Origin of the sequence: Kitasatospora sp. NPDC088160 (genome assembly GCF_044741445.1) — a bacterium.
Taxonomy (GTDB): domain Bacteria; phylum Actinomycetota; class Actinomycetes; order Streptomycetales; family Streptomycetaceae; genus Kitasatospora.
In genome coordinates this window covers 36596-54960 of the sequence record NZ_JBIUSS010000024.1, presented here as the reverse complement: position 1 = coordinate 54960, position 18365 = coordinate 36596, and the positions used below count along the sequence as shown (strand labels likewise).

The following is an 18365-nucleotide window of genomic DNA, read 5'->3' as shown; positions in this document are numbered from 1 at the left end:
TCCGCACCGCAGCAACATGGACTGGATCCTCAAGGACCTCGCAGACAGCGTGCCGTACATCCGCCACATCGTCGTGCTCTCCGGCGACGGCCTCCGGATCGCCCAGCACGGCACCGATCCGGACACCGCCGACCGGCTCGCCGCCGCCTGTGCCGGGCTGCAGAGCCTGGCCGCGGCGGTGGGGCAGGAGTTCCCGCACGGCGACGGCTCGATGCGGCTGGTGGTGATCGAGGTGGACGGCGGCTTCTTCTACCTGATGGCGGCTGCCTCCCGCGCGTACCTCGCGGTGCTCGCCGACGAGGGAGTCGACGCCGGGCTGGTGGGCCAGCAGATGCGCGACCTGGTCGCCCGGATCGGCGAGCACCTGGCCACTCCCCCGCGCAACCCCGAGGTGGTCGCGTGAACCGGCCGCAGCGTCGGACGCAGCGGCGGCCGGTGCGCCGTCCCGGTCCCGACCGCGACAGGGACCGGGACCGCGACCGCCTGACCCGGCACCGCGGAGTGCGCACATGAACGAGCACAGCGAGGCGGGCACATGACGACGGCCGACCAGGACGGGTGGGACGGTCCCGACCCCGCCCGCCTGTACGTGATCACCCGCGGCCGCAGCGGCCCGGCCGGACCGGGCGTCTTCGACCTGGTCACCCTGATCGTCTCCCGCGCGGAGCCGACGCCCACCATGCAGCCCGAGCACGCGGCCATCCTGCGGCTGTGCCGCTCGCCGCTCTCGGTGGCGGAGGTCTCCGCCTACCTCGAACTGCCCACCAGCGTCGTCACCGTGCTGCTGGCGGACCTGCTCGACGACGGGCGGATCGAGGCCCGCGCCGCCGTCCCCAAGGCGGAACTTCCCGACCGTGCCCTGTTGGAGGCGGTGATCCATGGACTTCAAAGGCTCTGACACGGTGGTCGGGCCGGCCGCCTCGGACCTGCTGCCGGACTCCGTCGCGATGGCGGTCAAGGTGGTGATCGTGGGCGGCTTCGGCGTCGGCAAGACGACGCTGGTCGGCTCGGTCAGCGAGATCCGCCCGCTGACCACCGAGGAGACCATGACCCAGGCCGGGGTCGGCGTGGACGACCCCACCGGGGTCGAACGCAAGACCTCCACCACGGTGGCGATGGACTTCGGCCGGATCAGCATCAGCGACCAGCTCGTGCTGTACGTGTTCGGCACCCCCGGGCAGGAGCGGTTCTGGTTCCTCTGGAACGGCCTGTTCGAGGGTGCCCTGGGCGCGGTGGTGCTGGTGGACACCCGCCGGCTGGAGGTCAGCTTCGAGGTGATCGGGCGGCTGGAGGACCGCGGCGTGCCCTTCGTGGTGGCCGTCAACGACTTCCCGGAGGCACCGGCGCACCCGGTCGACGAGCTGCGGGCCGCCCTCGACCTGCCGCCCGAGGTGCCGATCGTGGCCTGCGACGCGCGCAGCCGCGAGTCCAGCCGGGACACCCTGATGACCCTGATGCGGTACCTGTACGAGCTCGCGGCCCCGCCCACCCGCTGACGACCGCCCGCCCGGGCCCGCCCGCGTGCCCCGCCAGCCGAACCCCCCGTCCGCCCCACCGACCCCACCCGACCCCGGAGAGCCCGTGAGCACCCCGTTCCCCGATGACGCCGCCCCCACCCCGCCGCCCGGCTGCCCGGCCCACGGGCGCGCCCTCGAACCGTTCGGCCCCGGCGGCGTCCGGCGCCTGTACGGGCCGGAGGCCGAGGCCGACCCGGCGGGCCTGTACGAGAAGCTGCGCGCCGAACACGGCGAGGTGGCCCCGGTCCTGCTGCACGGGGACCTCCCGGCCTGGCTGATCCTCGGCCACGGCGCGAACATCACCGCGATGCGCTCGCCGTCCCTGTTCTCCCGCGACTCCCGCCTCTGGTCGGCGTTCCGCGACGGCGACGTCCCGATGGACTCGCCGCTGATGCCGGTGATCGCCTGGCAGCCGCTGTGCGTGTTCGCGGACGGCGAGGAGCACCGGCGGCTGCGGGGCGCCGTGCTGGACGGCCTGAACCGCTTCGACCGGCGCGGCGTGCGCCGCCACGTCCGGCGGTTCACCACCGAGCTGGTCCAGGTGGTCGGGCAGACCGGCCGGGCCGAGCTCGTCACCCAGTTCGCCGAGCACCTGCCGATGCTCGTCATGACCCAGCTGCTCGGCATGCCCGACGAGTACGGACCACAGCTGGTGAACGCCGCCCGGGACCTCATGAAGGGCACCGAGACGGCCATCGCCAGCAACGAGTACGTGGTGGCGAGCCTGCGCCGGACGATGGCCGCCAAGCGCGAGGACCCGGGCGGTGACCTGGTCACCTGGCTGATGGAGCACCCGGCCGGGCTGACCGACGACGAGGTGATGGAGCACCTGCGGGTGGTGCTGCTCGCCGCGAACGAGACCACCGTCAACCTGATCGCGGACACCCTGAAGATGGTGCTCACCGACCCCCGGTTCCGCGCCCACCTGTCCGGCGGTCAGATGACCCTGGGCGAGGCGCTGGACCAGGTGCTGTGGGACTCCCCGCCGATGTCGCTGGTGGCCGGCCGCTGGGCGACCGTCGACACCGAGCTGGGCGGGCAGCAGATCAGGGCCGGTGACCTGCTGCTGCTCGGACTCGCGGCCGGCAACGTCGACCCGGTCGTCCGGCCCGACCTGGCCACCCCGCTGTACGGCAACCGCTCCCACCTCTCCTTCGGCGCCGGCCCGCACGAGTGCCCCGGCCAGGACATCGGGCGCTCCGTCGCCGAGGCCGGGATCGACATCCTGCTGACCCTCCTGCCGGACCTTCGGCTCGCCGTGCCGGAGGAGGAGCTGACCTGGACCTCCGCCTGGATCTCCCGGCACCTGGTGGAGCTGCCGGTGGAGTTCACCCCGCGCGAGATCGAGCCGCACCCCGACTCCAAGCCGGTCGACGCCCCGGAGCCGGCGGCCGTCGCCGCACCCGAACCCGCGCCGGCGGAGTCGCCGGCGGTGGAGGAGGCGGAGGCACCGGCCGCCGTACGGATCCCGGCGCAGCGGCGCGGCTGGTGGCGGGCGTTGACCGGCCTGTTCCGGCGCTGACGGCCCGTCCCTAACGACGGTCGCTGCGGGGCCGCTGCAGGGTGAAGGTGTCGACCGGGGTGAGGTCCCCGTGCGGGCCGTCGAAGGTGTAGTACGTCACCCGCATCCTGGTCAGACCGCCGCGCCGGTCGCCGGGGTCGACGTCGAAGGCCGCGAAGCCGTGGGTGTGCTGCCGGTCCTGGACGGCGGCCCACGGGGCGTCCTCGGTCAGCCACACGGACTGCCGGTACGGGGCCGGCGGGCGCGGCGCGTCCTCCAGGGCGACGACCACCCGGCCCTTGGGCTCCCCGAACAGGTCGTCCTGGGTGGTGGCGGCGTTGCCGCCAGCGCCGATGACCATGTGGACGGTGCCGCGGCCGGTGTCGACCGTGTGGAGGTCGGTGTCGGACGGCACCGGGGTGCGGGTGTCGTTGGGGAGGGTCCCGCGGACGGGGTGGGAGCGCTCGTAGTAGTGCTCGTGGCCGCTGACCACCAGGTCGACCCCGTAGGCGTCGAACAGCGGGCCCCAGGCCTCGCGGATACCGAGGTCGCTGCCGGCGCCGTGCTGCGAGCTGGAGATCATCGGGTGGTGCATGCAGACCACGATCCAGTCGATCGCCCGGCTGCTCCGCGCCGACCGCAACTCGCGCTCCAGCCAGCGCTGCTGGGCCCCGCCGGAGTAGCCGCGCAGATAGTGGTCGCCGCTGTCCTGGATGGCCACGTCGTCGTTGGCCAGGCTGATGAAGCGCACCGAGCCGACCGTGAAGGCGTACCACATGCCCCGGGTCTCCGCGTCGTCGGCGGCCGCGGAGTCGGGCAGTTCGAAGTAGGTCTGGTAGCCGAGGGCGCCGATCGGGCCGTTGCCGGCCTCGTTCTCGCCGTTGCCGGCGCAGGGCATCCAGGGGCGCAGCCGGGCCGAGCGGCTGTTGTTGATGAACCAGTCGGCCCAGGTCAGCGTGCGGCTCTGGCCGTGCCGGCCGCTGTAGGAGGCGTAGCAGAGGTCGCCGTTGACCAGGTTGAACAGCGGGCCGACGCGTTCGACGGCGGCGACGATGTCGGCGGAGTGCGGGGTGCCGACCTGGCTGCTGGTGAACACCGGGTACTTGCCGAGCGGTGACGGCATGCCGTCGGGGAAGACCACCTGGCGGCGGAGGTTGGGGGTGGCCTGGTCCCCGAAGCTGGTGAAGGTGAAGGGCGCGCGGCCGCGCGGGGCGGTGGTGAAGGAGCCCGGCTCGGGGCTCGCGCCGTCGTGGCCGGCGGTGTAGAGGTAGGTGGTGGCGGGGCGCAGGCCGGTGAGGCGGGCGTGGTGGACGTACACCTCCTCCTTGCCGAGGGCGTCCCGGTAGGTGCGGGTCTGCGCCTCGACGACACGGCCGAGGCCGCCGTCCGGTGAGCCGAGCCGGACCTGCGGGCGGCGCACGGACTGCGGGGTGATCCAGGAGACCGTCATGTCGGCGGACGGGTCCGTGCCGAACTGCAGGTGCAGCCCGCTCACGCTGGGCGCCCCGGTCCGGTGCGGGGTGGACCGCAGCAGCGGGCTCGCGGCGGGCCCCGCCTCCCGGCCCGCGTCCGGGCTTGCCTCCGGGTCCGCCGCCGCGGCCGGCTGGGCGGCCGCACCGCCCGCGACCAGCGCGGCGCCGGCCGCGGATGTGCCCTTGAGGATGGACCTGCGTGCGATCGTCATGGAGCTCCGCCTGCCGAGTGGGGGTGTCGACCCGGAGCACTGTACAGACATGTGCATGCGGAAACGATCGATATGACGGACGGTCACCACCGGTACGACGGAGGGCATGCGTCGGCCCCGGCAGGGGTCGGGGGCTCCGCCGGGGCCGGGCGCAGGGAGTCGGGCACAGGGAGTCGGGCACAGGGCCCGGGGGTCAAGCGCCGGAGATCAGGGGCACTGCTTCCAGGCGAGGTGGTAGACGGTGTTGATGCTGCCGTCCGTCGAGTCCATGGTCATGAAGCTGGTGGTGCTGTTCGGGTCCGAGCTGCCGGCGCCGACCCGCAGTTCGGTGTTGATGTTGAAGTTGCGCTCCTCGCCGCAGGGGGCGAAGACCAGGGCGGCGACGTCGACGGTGTCGGTCGCCTGCCAGTTGTCGTCCTTGGGGCCGCTGAAGTGGTGGCTCAGCTGGACGGTCGCGGGGTCGCCCTGGAAGTAGTAGCCGGCCTGCTGGGTGCCGGTCGCACCCTTCTCCAGGTGGGCGAAGCCGCGGTAGTCGGCGGAGGCGATCGCGTAGGTGAAGCCCTGGGGGACGTGCACCCGCAGGTTGAGCTGACAGTTCTTCCGGAAGTCGGTCGGCTTCGAGCCGACCCCCACCTGGGCGAGGTAGCTGCTGTAGGTCACGGTGAAGGCGGTGTTGTCCGGGGAGACGGCCACGGCGGCCGTCCCCGCCGGGCAGCCGGAGCCGTTGACGGTCGCGACGTCGATGACGATCCGATCCGGCGGCGTCGGGAGCACGCCGGAACCGAGGGTCGGCGAGGCGAACAGGGTTGCGGCGATTCCGGTCGTGGCCAGTACACGGAGCAGCATGGGCTTCCCCTTCGATCGTCCACGGAGCCGGGGCCGGCGCGTTGGCGCTCCGAGCGCGGTGACGTTCCGAGCGCGGTGACGTTCCGAGCGCCTTGGCACTTCGAGCGCGGTGACGTTCCGAGCGCCTTGGCACTTCGAGCGCGGCCCCGAAATTGACATGGCTATGTCACCACACCCGGGGTGTCCGCGTACAGGGGGTGACGCGCCTCCCGGGTGACCTGCGGGCGACGAGCAGCGGCTCACCCTCGCCCGCGAGCCGGCCGTCGAACCGGCTCCCGGACAGCCCGACATCGACCTGATCCTCGGCACCCGCGCCCACATCCCGCAGGCCTACGAGAAGATCGGCGACACCTGGACGGTCTACGGCCTCGGCGACCAGCTCGCCGGGCACATGGTCACCTACGACGGCGCCGAGGACCCGCGCGGCAACTGGAGCTCCCTCACCCGCTTCACCGTCACCCCGCCCGCCGGGCCGAGGCTGCGCTGGACGGTGGGCCGGGCCGAGTTCGTCCCGCAGATCACCGACCTCGGGCCGCCCTACCGGGTGCTCGACCTGCGCGAGGCCGTCCGCCGCGACCCCGGCCGCGCCGACTACGCCCGCGCCCTGGAGCACATCCGCTCGGTGGTGCTCAGCCGGGACGCGGGCGCGGCGGAACTCGCCCTGGCGCCGTAGAGCGGAGAAACCGTTACGGCCTGCGGCCCAGCCCCGCGTAGGCCGCCACCTCGTGGTCGCCGAGCACCGGGCCCTCGCCCAGCTCCGGGTGCCAGCGGTTGATCAGCACCACGCCCGGGTCGTCCAGTTCCAGCCCGGTGAAGAAGCGCTCGACGCCCGCGCGGGGGCGCAGGTGGTTCTCGATGCCGGCCTCCGAGTAGCGGCGGGAGCCGATCGCGACCAGGTCGGGAATCGAGTCGGCGGTGCCGGCGGTCAGCGCGAGGAAGCTGCCGGAGGGCAGGGCGTCGACCAGCTTGCGGACCGGCGGGTGCGCGGCCTCGTCGGAGAGGAAGTGCACGATGTTGATCAGCGTCAGCGCGATCGGCCGGTCGAGGTCCAGGGTGGCGGCCACCGCGGGATCGGCCAGGAACCTCCCCGGCTCGCGCAGGTCGCCCTCGACGTAGGCGGTGCGGCCCTCGGGGGTGCTGGTGAGCAGCGCGCGCGAGTGGGCGAGCACGATCGGGTCGTTGTCGACGTACACCACCCGGCAGGACGGGTCGACGGCCTGGACAACCTCGTGCAGGTTGGGCGTGGTGGGGATGCCGGTGCCGACGTCCAGGAACTGGCGGACGCCGTGCACCTCGACCAGCCGACGGACCATCCGGTGCATCACCGCGCGGGCCGCGACGGTGGCGGTGCGCGAGCCGGGCCACTCCCCGAGGATGCGGTCGCCGACCTCGCGGTCCACCGGGAAGTTGGTCTTGCCGCCGAGCAGGTAGTCGTAGACCCGGGCCGGGTGCGCGCGGTCGGTGCGCAGGTCCACCTGCGGCGCCTCCTCGAACCGGACCCCGGTCAGCCAGCCGTCCGGACCGCTGTTCTCCATGTCTTGCCCTTCCGCACGTTCGTTCCCGTCCCACTCAACCACAGGACATGATCGAACGTCAGCCACTTCGGGACGGCACCCGACCGCCGCGCGCCTTGATGGCCGGAGCCCCCACGGCGGCGGCGAAGGACGGCACCCGCAGGGCGGTGACGAGGCCGAGCGCCGGGCCCAGCGTGCAGAGGGTGACGTAGCCGGGGATCAGGCCGAGGCGGTGGTGGTCGTGCAGCCACTCGGCGAGCAGCGGGAAGGAGCCGCCGAACACGGCGATGGTGGCCGCGTTGACCACGCCCAGGCCGAGGGCGCGGACCTCCGTCGGGAACAGCAGGCCGGTAAAGACGTTGAGCGTCCCGAGCACCGTCGCCACCAGCATCCCCAGCAGCACGGCGACGACCTGGAACGGCAGCCAGCCCTGCCGCAGCCCGATCAGCAGCACCGGGACCAGCAGCACCGGCAGCGCGAACCCGGCCCGAGCCACCGGCAGCAGGCCGAAGCGGTCGGCGGCGGCGCCGCTGAGCAGCATGGTGGCCAGCACCACCGCGAGCACCACGGTCATGAAGGAGGTCGCCTCCTCCCGGTCGACCACCCCGTAGGCGGCGGCGTACTGCGGCAGGTAGACCAGGGCGAAGTAGTAACCGACCGTCCCGCCCAGGGTGTTGAGGAAGACGGTGAGCACGGCCCAGCGGTGCTCGCGCAGCACCCGCAGGAACGGCGGGCGGGCGCCCGTCGACTCCGCCCGGGCTCGGCGGAACTCCGCGCTCTCCGGGGCCGCCCGGCGCACCCAGACGGCGGCCAGCCCGAGCAGCGCCGCGACCACGAAGGCCCAGCGCCAACCGCCATCGGTCACACCGGACTTGCCGAGGGTGTGCAGCAGCAGCGCGAGCACCCCGTAGGAGAGCAGCGAGCCGACGATGATCCCGCCGTAGGAGACCGAGCTGAACGCGAAGCGGTGCCGGGGCGGGGCCGTCTCGGTCACGTACGCGGCGACGCTGGGCGCCTCCCCGCCGAAGGCCAGCCCCTGCACCACCCGCGCGGCGACGGCCAGGACCGCCGCCCAGGCGCCGATCGTCCGCTGGTCCGGCAGCACGGCGATGCCGAGGCTGGCGGCGGCGATCACGGACATGCCGAGGGTCAGGGCGAAGCGCCGCCCCCGGGTGTCGCTGAGCCGCCCGATCAGGTACGAGCCGACCGGCCGGGCGACGAACCCGACCGCGAAGGTCGCGTACGCCCCGAGCAGGCCACTGACCCCGCCCTTGCCGTGCCCGAAGAGGTCCGCCGCGAAGTACGGGGCGAGGACGGCGTAGATGTTCCAGTCGAAGGACTCGACCACCGAGCCCACCGTGGCGGCGGCCAACTCCCGTCGCCGCCGGCCGGCTTGCGGCTCCTCGCGCGGCGGGGTGGTTCCGGTCCGATCTGTCATGGCCTCAGCATGGCACCGATCGAGGTGGCGCGGTATCGGACGCGGCGAGGTCCGCCGCCCCCGGCGGCCCGGCGCTACCGGCCGGGGTGGTGTTACCGGCCGGGGTGGCGGACGAAGCGGTAGGTCTCGCGGTCCAGTTCGGTGACCTCCACGCCGATCGCGGCGGGCACGTCGAGGCGGGCCTCCAGCGCGGCGAGCACCCGGGCCGTCAGCTCGGCACGCTGCGCGGTGCTGCGGCCGGCCAGGATCTTGACCTCCACCAGCACCACCGCGCGCCCGCCCCTCCCGTCGCCGACCACATGGCGCCCGGCCGGGCGGAACAGCGTCTTGCAGTCCGCCACGGTGGTGTCGATCACCTCGGCGATCAGCCGGTGGACCTCCTCGGCGAAGCCCGCCTGGTCGAGGTCGAGGCCGGCGGAGTGGTCGACCAGGATCTGCGGCACGGAAACCTCCCAGGAGACGGAGCCCGCGCAGGGCTCCTCGGACAGTTCGGCGACGCTACCGCGCGCGGCCGCGCGGCCCTCGGGCAGGGCGCTCACCGGGGTGCGGCGCGGCGGTGGCGCGGCACTCCCGGGCCCCCGGTTGCGGCGGTGACCCGGGAGCCCGAGAACGTGAACAGCGGGTCAGCAGCCGAAGTTGATCAGGCGGAAGGTCACGTAGTGGTCGCCGGTGTAGTAGTCCTCGCGGGTGCGCTGGCCGGTGACGATCCGGCGGGTGCCGCGGGTCGGCGAGCCGGGCGTCACCACGGTGTACTCGTGGTAGTAGCCGGAGGACTGGCTCGGCAGCACGCGCTCCTTGTTCTGGAACACCACGCCGTCCTGGCTGTACGGGAACGGCCCGCCGGAGGCGATCAGGTTGAGCGTGGTGCGCGCCTGCGACGGCAGGGCGGACAGGCACACCGAGCCGCTCACCGCGGCGTGTGCCTCGGTGGCGACCGCGACGGGCGCGAGGGTCATCAGGGCAACGGCGGTGACGGCGGCGGCGCGGGACTTCCACGCGCGTAGAGTTCGGGTCATGACAACCAGCATGGCGACCGCCCCGGCCCGCCGAAAGCCCTGATCCAACTCTTCATCTCGGGTCAACTCGACGTACCCACAGCGGACTTGGCATGGACAGCAGCCGCTCCGGGCCCGCCCTGCGCGAAGCCGAGCCGAGCCGAGGCCGGACACGCCTGCGCCACCGGGGCGTTCACCGCCCCGGTGGCGCGTCCGGCGTCTCGGCGTCAGCCCCGGGGCAGGGCCAGGGACTGGACGGCCGGCAGCTTGCGCCAGTCGCTGGAGACGATGCTGGCGTGCGCCCGGGCCAGCTGCTCGGTGCGGGCGCGGGCCTGGTCCGGCGTCGGGTCGGTGGCGCTGATGGCGGGCGCCACGTTGTGCGCGTCCGTCATGACCAGCAGGTAGTGCGAGCGGTCGTACCACGCGGTGTCGACGCCGTTGAGGTAGCTGGCGGCGTCGCCGTCGAAGACCACGAACCAGGGCCGGATCCCGGCGTCCGCGCCCGTGTACGCGGCGCGCGGGTCGCCGGTCTTGGCGCCGTGCACGGCGGGGAACAGCTGGGCGTCGCCGATCCGGCCGGCGGCGGCGAGGTCGCGCAGGTGGCGGCCGTACTCGACGTCGGTGTGCAGGGTGTCGAAGGGGTTGCTCTCCTCGACCGTCCCCGGGATCGCGTACAGCAGGACCTTTCCGGCCAGCGCCGCGCGGCTCGGCCAGTTGCCGGCCCGCACCGCCTCGTCGACACTGGCGTACGAGCCGCCGCCCGGCTTGGCGAGCAGGTCGGCCGGGCGCAGCACGGCCGGGCCCAGGTGGGCGGCGATCAGCGCGTCCAGTTCCGTCGGCCCCATGCCGAGGTTGGCCGAGAAGCCCGCCTTGAGCTCCAGCTTGACCACCAGCGGGCCGGCGCCCGGGTGGGCGCCGAGCCAGACCCGGACGTCGTCGAGGCAGTTCTCCAGGTTCTTGTTGGCGCCGCCGCTGTAGAGCTGCGCCGGGGTGCTGGCGGCGGTGCAGTTGTTGGAGTTGCCGAGCGGGTTGGAGTGGCTGACCTTCCACTCCTTGGTGACGATGTCCGTCCAGATGTCCAGCTCGATCATCCCGGTGCCGGTGTCGAGCCCCTGGGCGAGGTACGGGTAGGCGGCCGGGTCGTAGGTGTTGTGCAGGCCGACGGTGGTGGCCGAGCCGAACGGCAGGTCCGCCGGGCCGCTCGCGGCCGCGTCCTGCGCCGCGTCGGCGGTCGTCGGAATCAGGGCCGCGGCGGCGGCGAGCAGGCCGGCCGCCAGGATGGCGGCGGCGGTGCGGCGTACGGTCACAGGTACTGTCCCCCCAAGTGCGGATGTGCCTCCGGCCGCCCCTCCCGGACGGTCGGACGAAGCATCGCCCACCAGGGCGAGCTCCGGGTGAAGAAGACACGACAATAGCGTGACGGCTGTACCGCTCCCGCCCGGGTTAGCGTGGGCCGTCCAGCAGGCGCGGCCCGGTCCGCGCCTGAGCACCGAGCACCGGAGGAACTCCCGTGTCCCTGGTCCGCGTCCACAACTTCTCGATCTCGCTCGACGGCTACGGAACGGGCGAGGGGCAGAGCCTCGACTCGCCGTTCGGCCACGCCGGCGACCGGCTGCACGGCTGGTTCTTCCAGACCCGGACCTTCCGGCGGATGCACGGCCGGGAGGGCGACACCGGCGGCGACACCGGCGTCGACGACGCGATGGCCCGCACCTGGAGCGACGGCATCGGTGCGGAGATCATGGGGCGCAACAAGTTCGGCCCGCAGCGCGGCCCGTGGCAGGACCACGAGTGGAAGGGCTGGTGGGGGCCGGACCCGGTGTTCCACACCCCGGTCTTCGTCCTCACCCACCACCCGCGCCCCACGCTGGAGATGGCGGGCGGGACGACCTTCCACTTCCTCGACGCCACGCCCGAGGAGGCACTGCGCCAAGCCAAGGCGGCGGCCGACGGGAAGGACGTCCGGATCGGCGGCGGCCCGAGCACCGTCCGGGCCTTCCTGGAGGCGGACCTGATCGACCACCTGCACGTGGTGGTGGTGCCGATCGTCCTCGGCCGCGGCGAGCGGCTCTGGGACGGGCTCGAAGGCCTGGAACAGCGCTTCCGCACCGAGGCGGTGACCAGCCCGAGCGGCGTCACCCACCTCACCTTCACCCGGCGGTGACCGGCCGGTAGCCGAAAAGACGGTGGCCTCCCCGCACCCGCGGGGAGGCCACCGTCACACTCGGACCGTCGGACCTGTCGGACCCGGTCAGACCCGGTCGGCCGCGATCAGGACGTACTGGAAGGAGCCGTCCTTGTAGGAGTTGATGAACGCCTCCTCGATGCCGGTGACCAGCAAGGAGGTGGCGCGCAGCTCCCAGTAGGGCAGGGTGGCGGGGGTCAGGTCGATGACGGCCTGCGGCACCAGCCGGTTGTCAACCATGGCCCGCAGGTACTCCCGGCGGGAGTGGATGTTGCACTCGAAGTGCGCGTTGATCTGCGAGACCCACTTGGACGGCTGCCCGTAGGCGGGGTTCCAGCAGCCGGTGACGGTCACGTACCGGCCGCCGACGGCGAGGATCCGGGAGTGCTCGGCGAACAGGTCGTGCAGGTCGACGTACATGCTGGACTCGTTGTTCCACGAGCCCGCCACCTGGCCGGTCTCGAACGGCATGTCGAGCATGTTGCAGACCTGCGAGCGGACGAAGTCGCCGATGCCCAGCTCGTGGGCCCGGTTGTTGCCGAACTCGGCCTGCTTGGCGGAGAGCGTGACGCCCTGGACCCGGCAGCCGAAGCGCTGGTGGGCCATCACCATCGAGCCGCCGCGGCCGCAGCCGGCGTCCACCAGGGTGGCGTCGGCCGGAACCGCGCCCAGGTGGTCGAGGAGCAGCTCGGCCTGCGCGGACTCCAGGCGGTGCAGCTCGGTGATCACCTTCTTCTCGCGCTCGCTGTCGGCCGGGTCGCCGATGGCGGCCTGGTCGACGTCGCCGATGCCGTAGTGGTGGTGGTAGAGGCCGTCCACGTCGCCGAGGCGAAGGTTGACCGGCCGTGCCTCGTGGTCCCAGTAACGTGCGATGTCGCCCTGGTAGGGGGTCGCCGGCCCGGGGATGGCGGCGTTGTCGGCGGGGGTGGTGATGTCGTCGGTCAGGGACATGCGTCAGCTCCTAGCGGGTGATCAACGGAAGGGGGACGGCTGCCGGAAACGGTGGTTACCAGAAGTCGGGCAGGGTGTAGCGGAAGGAGTTGGTCTGGTGCCAGAAGTGGTTGCCGTCGACCCACGCGGACACACCGCGCAGGAACCGTACGAGGGTCGGGACGGGGCAGGCCGCGGCCAGCGCGGCCGCCTCGGCCTCGAAGGCGTGCATCAGGTCGTTGTGGACCTCGACCGCCTTGAGGTAGCCGTCCCGGTGCGAGCAGTCCTCGCGTTCGGCGATCACCACGGGCAGGTTCAGGTGCAGTCCGGGGATGGACAGCTCCTTGGTGTACGAGTACAGGTCGTTGACGATGGTGGTCGCGTTGCCGGCCAGAGCGATCACGCGCTGCATGGCGGGTAGCGCGTGCAGTTCGGCCGGCAGCTCGTAGCCGCCGACGGTGTCCGTGATCGTCGGGCAGGGGCGGAAGTTGTTGAACTGGCGCATCGCCAGGTACTCCCACACCTGCGGGACGTGCTCGGTCTCGGCCCACGACGCCTCGGCGAGGTACCCGAGGTGCAGCCGGGCCATGTCGTGCCGGAACCGGTCCGCCTGGGAGGGCGTGGAGGCCCGGGTGAAGTACTCCATCGCGGAGCGGTACGCCCGGCGGGGCGCGTCCTCGTGCAGCGAGGCCTCCCACTCCGGGTGGTACTCCGGGGTGGTGTGCAGCGGGTCGAGCGCGGTGTGCGCCAGCAGCAGGCGCCCGCCGAGGCCGACCGGCGAGCCGCCGTGCTCCTCGCAGTAGTAGTCGTCGACCGCGTTCTCGGCGACCATCAGGCGGGCGGCGAGCATCAGGTGGTCGACGCCGGGCGCGTCCGGGTGGCAGGCCACCATGTAGCGGCCGGTCGAGAAGCCGTCGAACTGCTTCTCCCAGTCCGGCGGGTACAGCTCGACCTCGTCCAGCGCCCAGGCCTTGATCCTGAGGCTCAGCTCCTCCACCCGCACCGGGTCGGGCTCGGCCACCGGGTGGTGGTAGAGGCCCGGGATGGCGTCGCCGGGCTGCGGCTTGGAACCACCCGGCTTGGAACCGCCCGGCGAGGGGCTGTCGGACGTGGGGACGCCGGGCACGGAGGTGTTGGGTGCGGGCGCGCTCGGGGCGGGGGGACTCTGCGCCAGGTTCAGGCCCGCGGTGCCCAGGCCGCTCGGCCCGCGCAGGATCCGCTCCATCGCCGAGGAGCTCACGACCCCACCGCCGCGGCGGCAGTGCGCTCGAAGGGTGTCCCCGCTCTGGTGCACAGGGGCATGGAGCCTCCTCTGACTCTGATGAAGGATCGCGAGACATGACGCTTCGTCACCTGGCCGACGGCGCGGGCGGTCTTCGAACGCGCCCCCCGTCTCGCTCGGTTCACAACCGTAGGCGCGGGGACCGGTTCGGAAACGCTCCGAACGATCTTCTACACCCGATCAGGTGAACGTGGGCCCGTATGGCGTTTGAAACGCCACCTCCTCATGCATCGGTCCGCCGCGCCCGCCGGCGTAAGGGGGAGAAGAATGGCCACGACCCCGTGACGGAACGGGGCCAGGAAGGACGTACCAGCACATGGAGACCCAGGGCCGCAGCCGCACCGCACTGGTCGAGGACCTCATGGAGCGTTTCCCCGACGTGCCCCGGGAGGCCGTGATCAAGGAGGACCTGCTGCGCGGCGGCATGGCCTTCGACGAGTCCGCCCTCAGCGGCAGCACCGGCGCCGACGGGAGCGGCGAGGTCAAGCCGAAGTCGTACTTCATCTTCTCCTTCGACCACCGCACCCTGCCCGAACTCGGCGCGGCCGCGCTCAACCGCCCGCCGGAGGAGGTCGTGCTCACCGGCGGCCCGTACGGGCTGCGCCGCACCGTGGTGTCGGTGCGGGTCAACCCGGACTCGCCGTACCGGGTCGGCGCCGGGGAGGACGGCACGCTCGGCCTGTACCTCGACGGCGCGCGGATCGCCGACGTGGGCCTGCCTCCGATGCCCGACTACTACCGACACACCCTGGCCAACGGGAAGTCGGTGATGGAGGTCGCCCCGACCATCCAGTGGGGCTACCTGATCTACCTGACGGTCTTCCGGGTCTGCCAGTACTTCGGCGCCAAGGAGGAGTGCCAGTACTGCGACATCAACCACAACTGGCGCCAGCACAAGGCCGCCGGCCGCCCCTACACCGGGGTCAAGCCGGTCGAGGAGGTGCTGGAGGCACTGGAGCTCATCGACCGCCACGACACCGCCCGCGCCTCCCAGGCGTACACCCTCACCGGCGGCGCCATCACCTCGCAGGTCGGCGGCCGGGACGAGGCCGACTTCTACGGCCAGTACGCCAAGGCCATCGAGGAGCGCTTCCCCGGGCGCTGGATCGGCAAGGTCGTCGCCCAGGCCCTGCCGCGCGAGGACGTCCAGCGCTTCCACGACTACGGCGTGCGGATCTACCACCCCAACTTCGAGGTCTGGGACAAGCGCCTGTTCGAGCTGTACTGCCCCGGCAAGGAGCGCTACGTCGGCCGCGACGAGTGGCACCGGCGCATCCTCGACTCCACCGAGGTGTTCGGCCCGGAGAACGTGATCCCCAACTTCGTCGCCGGGGTCGAGATGGCGCAGCCCTTCGGCTTCACCACCGTCGACGAGGCCATCGCCTCCACCCGGGAGGGCCTGCGCTTCTTCATGTCCCACGGCGTGGTGCCCCGCTTCACCACCTGGTGCCCCGAACCCACCACTCCGCTCGGCAAGGCCAACCCCCAGGGCGCCCCGCTGGAGTACCACATCCGCCTGCTCCGGGCCTACCGCGCCACCCTCGAGGAGTTCGGCCTCTCCTCCCCGCCCGGCTACGGCCCGGCCGGCCCCGGCAAGGCCGTCTTCTCGGTCAGCTCCTTCATGGACTCGCTGCCCGGCTGAGCCCCCGACGCACGCCGCCCCCGGTCGGCATGACGGGACGTCAGGATGACGCCGGGGGCCGTCGGCCCACCGCGAGGAGGAGGCGGACCCCGCCGATCGGCGCGTGGGTGGGGGTACGAACAGCGTGTTAGCTTCCCGCCATGGGATTACGTGGGGCTCGTGGGGTGGCGGCGCGGTCGGCGATCGAGGGGATGCGGGAGCTCGCCGGGGAGGGGTTGACGGCGCCGGACGTGTTCCGGCGGGCGGACGAACTGCTGCGCCCGGTCCTGGAGTTCGACGCGGTGTGCTGGCACACCGCGGATCCGGCGACCGGGCTGGTGAACTCGGTGCAGAGCGAGGACCTCAGCCTGACGGCGTACGAGCACGCCGTCAGGCTGGAGGTCTGGGAGGACGACCTGGCGACCTTCCCGAAGATCCGGCACAGCGGGGCGCAGGCGGAGACGCTGAGCCGGGCGACCAAGGGGCGCCCGCAGGAGAGCGTGCGGTTCCGGGAGCAGATAGCACCGGCCGGGTTCGGGGACGAACTGCGGGCGGTGTTCGACGCGACGGGCGGGATGTGGGGGTGCGCGGCGTTCATGCGGGCCCCGGACCGCGGCCCCTACCTGGGGCGCCAGCGCGAGCTCGCCGGCGCCGCCGCCCGCCACCTGGGCAACGCGCTGCGGGCGTGCCACGTTCCGGCCGGCGCACCGGACCAGGAGGACGCGGGGCCTGCGGTCCTGCTGCTCGACCGGCGCAACCGGCTGCGGGCGATGTCCGGCCCGGCCGAGGACCTGCTCGACCGGCTGGCCGACCCCACCCCCACCTCGCTCAGCATCCCGACCTCCGTGGCGATGGCCGCCGAGCACGCCCGCCGGGCGGCGCACGGGCTGGCCGCGCCGCAGACGCCGGTACGGGTCCGCTCCCGGGACGATCGCTGGTACCTGCTGCACGGATCGGCGCTGCGCGGCGACGCGGCGGCGGACGAGGTGACGGTGGTGGCCACGCCCGCCTCGCCGGCCGAGGTGATGCCGCTCTACCTGGCCGCGTACGGGCTGACCGCCCGCGAACAGGAGGTGGCGCTGCTGCTGGTGCGCGGCAGCGACACCCGGGACGTGGCCCGGCTGCTCGCGATGACGCCGTACACGGTGCAGGACCACCTGAAGTCGGTGTTCACCAAGACCGGGGTGGGCAGCCGACAGGAACTGATCGCGCGGATCATGCTCGGCGGGGGGCGCTGCTGACCCGTGGCCCCGCGCCCCTGGCGCGCGCCCGCCGCACGCCCCCAGGAATCTGGGATGGCCGGGGCCCCGCCGCGAACGTGAAGATTTCCCCACGGGGGATTCACGTCATGCACATGACGTGACGTGCATCGCAGTGCCTTCATCGTCCAGCGGAGGAGCACCCTCATGAGCTCGCGCACCAGGCGCACCGCCTTCACCTCAGGAGTCGCCGCACTGGTCGCGGTGACCGGACTCGGCCTCGGCGCCGCGCCCGCACACGCCGACACCACACCGCCGACCGCCACCTGCGACCCCGCCCGCGACTACCTGTGGGAGGACATCGCCTCGGCCCGGGTCGAACCGACCGTCACCGACTTCCTCGCGGTCGCCATCACCCCCGGCACCACCGGCAGTTACACCAAGACCCTCAGCGAGGTCGACTCGGTGAGCACCACGATCAACACCAGCACCGAGGTGAGCGCCGAATTCAAGGCGATCTTCGCCAAGGTGAGCGTCAAGGTCGGATTCTCCGTGGCCAGCACCAAGGCGACCACCCGCACCACCACCGTCACCGACACCGTGAACTTCAACAGCCCCGGCTACTACGGCCTCTACCGCGGCACCCGGAAGGTCACCGGCGAGTGGGTCCGCTACATCTGCGCCCGCAGCGGGAACACGGGCTACTGGATCAACACCAGCCCGAACGGCCCCGGCACCTTCACCACCTTCGACGTCCCGGAGCAGGGGACCGTCTCCTGTGCCTACCCGGAGCCGGCCGGCACCCTGCGCGCGGCCGCCCGGGCGCGACTCGTCTGCTGATGCCCAGGATCACGGAAACGGCCCGACCCACCTGCTGCGAAAGCGAGTCCACGATGCCCCACCCGCACCGTCCGCGCTACCGCGCCCGCCGCCCGCTGAACGTCCTCGGCACGGCGGCCGCCGTCGGCGCCCTGCTGTTCACCGCCTCCCCCGCCGCCCTGGCCGCCCCCGCGTCGGCCACCGCACTCGCTGCGGACCCGGAGAGCGACTACCCCTGCGACCCCGGCCTCTACCGCATCAACACCGCCGGGGCCGACCGGCCGCTGACCGTCGCGCTCTCCCCCGGGAACCACGGCTCGGTCATCCAGTACTTCTGGGGTGACGAGTCGAACCAGAAGTGGCAGGTCTGCCGCAAGCACGCCTCCGACGGCCGCGAGCTGGTGTACTTCCGCGACAGCTGGCGCGGCTGGTGCATGGTCGTCGACCGCTGGGGAAAGGACGACGGCAACTGGATCATCACGGTCGGCTGCGGCGACATCGTCCCCGAGAACCAGGCGTTCTGGATGGCGAAGGTTCCGGGCGGCAACCGCTTCGCCCTCCAGAACCTGAACTCCGGCAAATGGGTCGCCGCCCAGAACCACAGCGACGGCCTGGGCTACCAGATCGTCCAGGACAGCCGACCGGACCTGTTCTATCTGCAGGCCGTCTGACCGTACGGCGCACCACCAGGAATGCCTGCCGTGCCCGGCCGGGGCTGTCCGGCCGGGCCCGGCAGGTCCGGGGCGCCCGCCCGGGGCCCGCGGCCCAAAATACCGGGGGGGGGATGCGGGAAGGACTGGGCCCCCCCACCGGGGGTGGGGCGGGGGGTGCCGC

19 protein-coding genes are annotated in these 18365 nt (G+C 72.6%); 10 read left to right on the top strand and 9 right to left on the bottom strand.

Annotation, left to right across the window (positions count from 1 at the left end; translation table 11 throughout):
• Positions 1–16 precede the first annotated feature (16 nt).
• From ACIOGZ_RS32065 to ACIOGZ_RS32050, 4 genes are all read left to right on the top strand, one after another.
• Positions 17–403 (top strand): roadblock/LC7 domain-containing protein, encoded by a 387-nt coding sequence (locus tag ACIOGZ_RS32065; protein WP_208869028.1) that lies wholly within the window; start codon positions 17–19, stop codon positions 401–403.
• Positions 404–535: 132 nt separating this feature from the next.
• Positions 536–898, top strand: a complete 363-nt coding sequence (locus ACIOGZ_RS32060; RefSeq protein WP_063345928.1) for a DUF742 domain-containing protein — start codon at positions 536–538, stop codon at positions 896–898.
• On the top strand, positions 879–1496 hold the full coding sequence (locus ACIOGZ_RS32055; protein ID WP_400988618.1) for a GTP-binding protein: 618 nt from the start codon (positions 879–881) through the stop codon (positions 1494–1496). Before ACIOGZ_RS32060 ends, ACIOGZ_RS32055 begins: the two co-directional genes overlap by 20 nt.
• Positions 1497–1581: 85 nt before the next feature.
• Complete coding sequence (locus ACIOGZ_RS32050) at positions 1582–3039, top strand: cytochrome P450 (protein WP_363632493.1); 1458 nt, start codon at positions 1582–1584, stop codon at positions 3037–3039.
• Positions 3040–3049: 10 nt separating this feature from the next.
• Here the strand turns inward: ACIOGZ_RS32050 and ACIOGZ_RS32045 are convergent, their stop codons facing one another.
• Both ACIOGZ_RS32045 and ACIOGZ_RS32040 read right to left on the bottom strand, forming a co-directional pair.
• Positions 3050–4702, bottom strand: a complete 1653-nt coding sequence (locus tag ACIOGZ_RS32045; protein WP_363587154.1) for a metallophosphoesterase family protein — start codon at positions 4700–4702, stop codon at positions 3050–3052.
• Positions 4703–4909: 207 nt separating this feature from the next.
• On the bottom strand, positions 4910–5548 hold the full coding sequence (locus ACIOGZ_RS32040; RefSeq protein WP_363632496.1) for a DUF4360 domain-containing protein: 639 nt from the start codon (positions 5546–5548) through the stop codon (positions 4910–4912).
• 391 nt (positions 5549–5939) lie between these two features.
• Here ACIOGZ_RS32040 and ACIOGZ_RS32035 point away from each other — a divergent pair, with 391 nt between their 5' ends.
• Positions 5940–6221, top strand: a complete 282-nt coding sequence (locus tag ACIOGZ_RS32035; protein ID WP_400808029.1) for a hypothetical protein — start codon at positions 5940–5942, stop codon at positions 6219–6221.
• Between the two features lie 13 nt (positions 6222–6234).
• On the opposite strand, the gene ACIOGZ_RS32030 is transcribed toward ACIOGZ_RS32035, so the two are convergent.
• From ACIOGZ_RS32030 to ACIOGZ_RS32010, 5 genes are all read right to left on the bottom strand, one after another.
• Positions 6235–7083: an SAM-dependent methyltransferase gene (locus ACIOGZ_RS32030; protein WP_363587151.1), complete on the bottom strand. Its 849-nt coding sequence runs from the start codon at positions 7081–7083 to the stop codon at positions 6235–6237.
• A 58-nt stretch (positions 7084–7141) separates the two neighbouring features.
• Positions 7142–8500, bottom strand: coding sequence for an MFS transporter (locus ACIOGZ_RS32025; protein WP_363587150.1), 1359 nt, complete (start codon positions 8498–8500; stop codon positions 7142–7144).
• Between the two features lie 92 nt (positions 8501–8592).
• A complete protein-coding gene (locus tag ACIOGZ_RS32020; RefSeq protein WP_400808033.1) occupies positions 8593–9039 on the bottom strand; it encodes a 5-carboxymethyl-2-hydroxymuconate Delta-isomerase in 447 nt (148 codons plus the stop codon).
• A gap of 84 nt (positions 9040–9123) precedes the next feature.
• Entirely contained in the window at positions 9124–9456 is a 333-nt protein-coding gene (locus ACIOGZ_RS32015) for a ribonuclease domain-containing protein (RefSeq protein WP_363587179.1), read from the bottom strand.
• Between the two features lie 266 nt (positions 9457–9722).
• Positions 9723–10802: a phosphatidylinositol-specific phospholipase C domain-containing protein gene (locus tag ACIOGZ_RS32010; RefSeq protein WP_400845090.1), complete on the bottom strand. Its 1080-nt coding sequence runs from the start codon at positions 10800–10802 to the stop codon at positions 9723–9725.
• Positions 10803–11005: 203 nt separating this feature from the next.
• Between ACIOGZ_RS32010 and ACIOGZ_RS32005 the strand changes: the two genes are divergently transcribed.
• Positions 11006–11659, top strand: a complete 654-nt coding sequence (locus ACIOGZ_RS32005; RefSeq protein ID WP_363632503.1) for a dihydrofolate reductase family protein — start codon at positions 11006–11008, stop codon at positions 11657–11659.
• Between the two features lie 87 nt (positions 11660–11746).
• Here the strand turns inward: ACIOGZ_RS32005 and ACIOGZ_RS32000 are convergent, their stop codons facing one another.
• The gene (locus ACIOGZ_RS32000) at positions 11747–12631 is read right to left on the bottom strand and encodes a geranyl diphosphate 2-C-methyltransferase (protein ID WP_400988616.1); all 885 of its coding nucleotides are present in this window, start codon (positions 12629–12631) and stop codon (positions 11747–11749) included.
• A gap of 55 nt (positions 12632–12686) precedes the next feature.
• Positions 12687–13940 carry a family 2 encapsulin nanocompartment cargo protein terpene cyclase gene (locus ACIOGZ_RS31995; RefSeq protein ID WP_400988666.1) on the bottom strand — a complete coding sequence of 418 codons (1254 nt, stop codon included), beginning with the start codon at positions 13938–13940 and terminating at the stop codon, positions 12687–12689.
• Between the two features lie 268 nt (positions 13941–14208).
• Here ACIOGZ_RS31995 and ACIOGZ_RS31990 point away from each other — a divergent pair, with 268 nt between their 5' ends.
• The 4 genes from ACIOGZ_RS31990 (at position 14209) to ACIOGZ_RS31975 (ending at position 18202) form a co-directional block, all read left to right on the top strand.
• Positions 14209–15534 carry a radical SAM protein gene (locus ACIOGZ_RS31990; protein WP_363622791.1) on the top strand — a complete coding sequence of 442 codons (1326 nt, stop codon included), beginning with the start codon at positions 14209–14211 and terminating at the stop codon, positions 15532–15534.
• Between the two features lie 140 nt (positions 15535–15674).
• Positions 15675–16754: a helix-turn-helix transcriptional regulator gene (locus tag ACIOGZ_RS31985; RefSeq protein WP_363587144.1), complete on the top strand. Its 1080-nt coding sequence runs from the start codon at positions 15675–15677 to the stop codon at positions 16752–16754.
• Positions 16755–16919: 165 nt separating this feature from the next.
• A complete protein-coding gene (locus ACIOGZ_RS31980) occupies positions 16920–17552 on the top strand; it encodes a hypothetical protein (RefSeq protein WP_363587143.1) in 633 nt (210 codons plus the stop codon).
• A 53-nt stretch (positions 17553–17605) separates the two neighbouring features.
• The gene (locus ACIOGZ_RS31975) at positions 17606–18202 is read left to right on the top strand and encodes a hypothetical protein (protein ID WP_363622785.1); all 597 of its coding nucleotides are present in this window, start codon (positions 17606–17608) and stop codon (positions 18200–18202) included.
• The last annotated feature ends 163 nt before the right edge of the window (positions 18203–18365 follow it).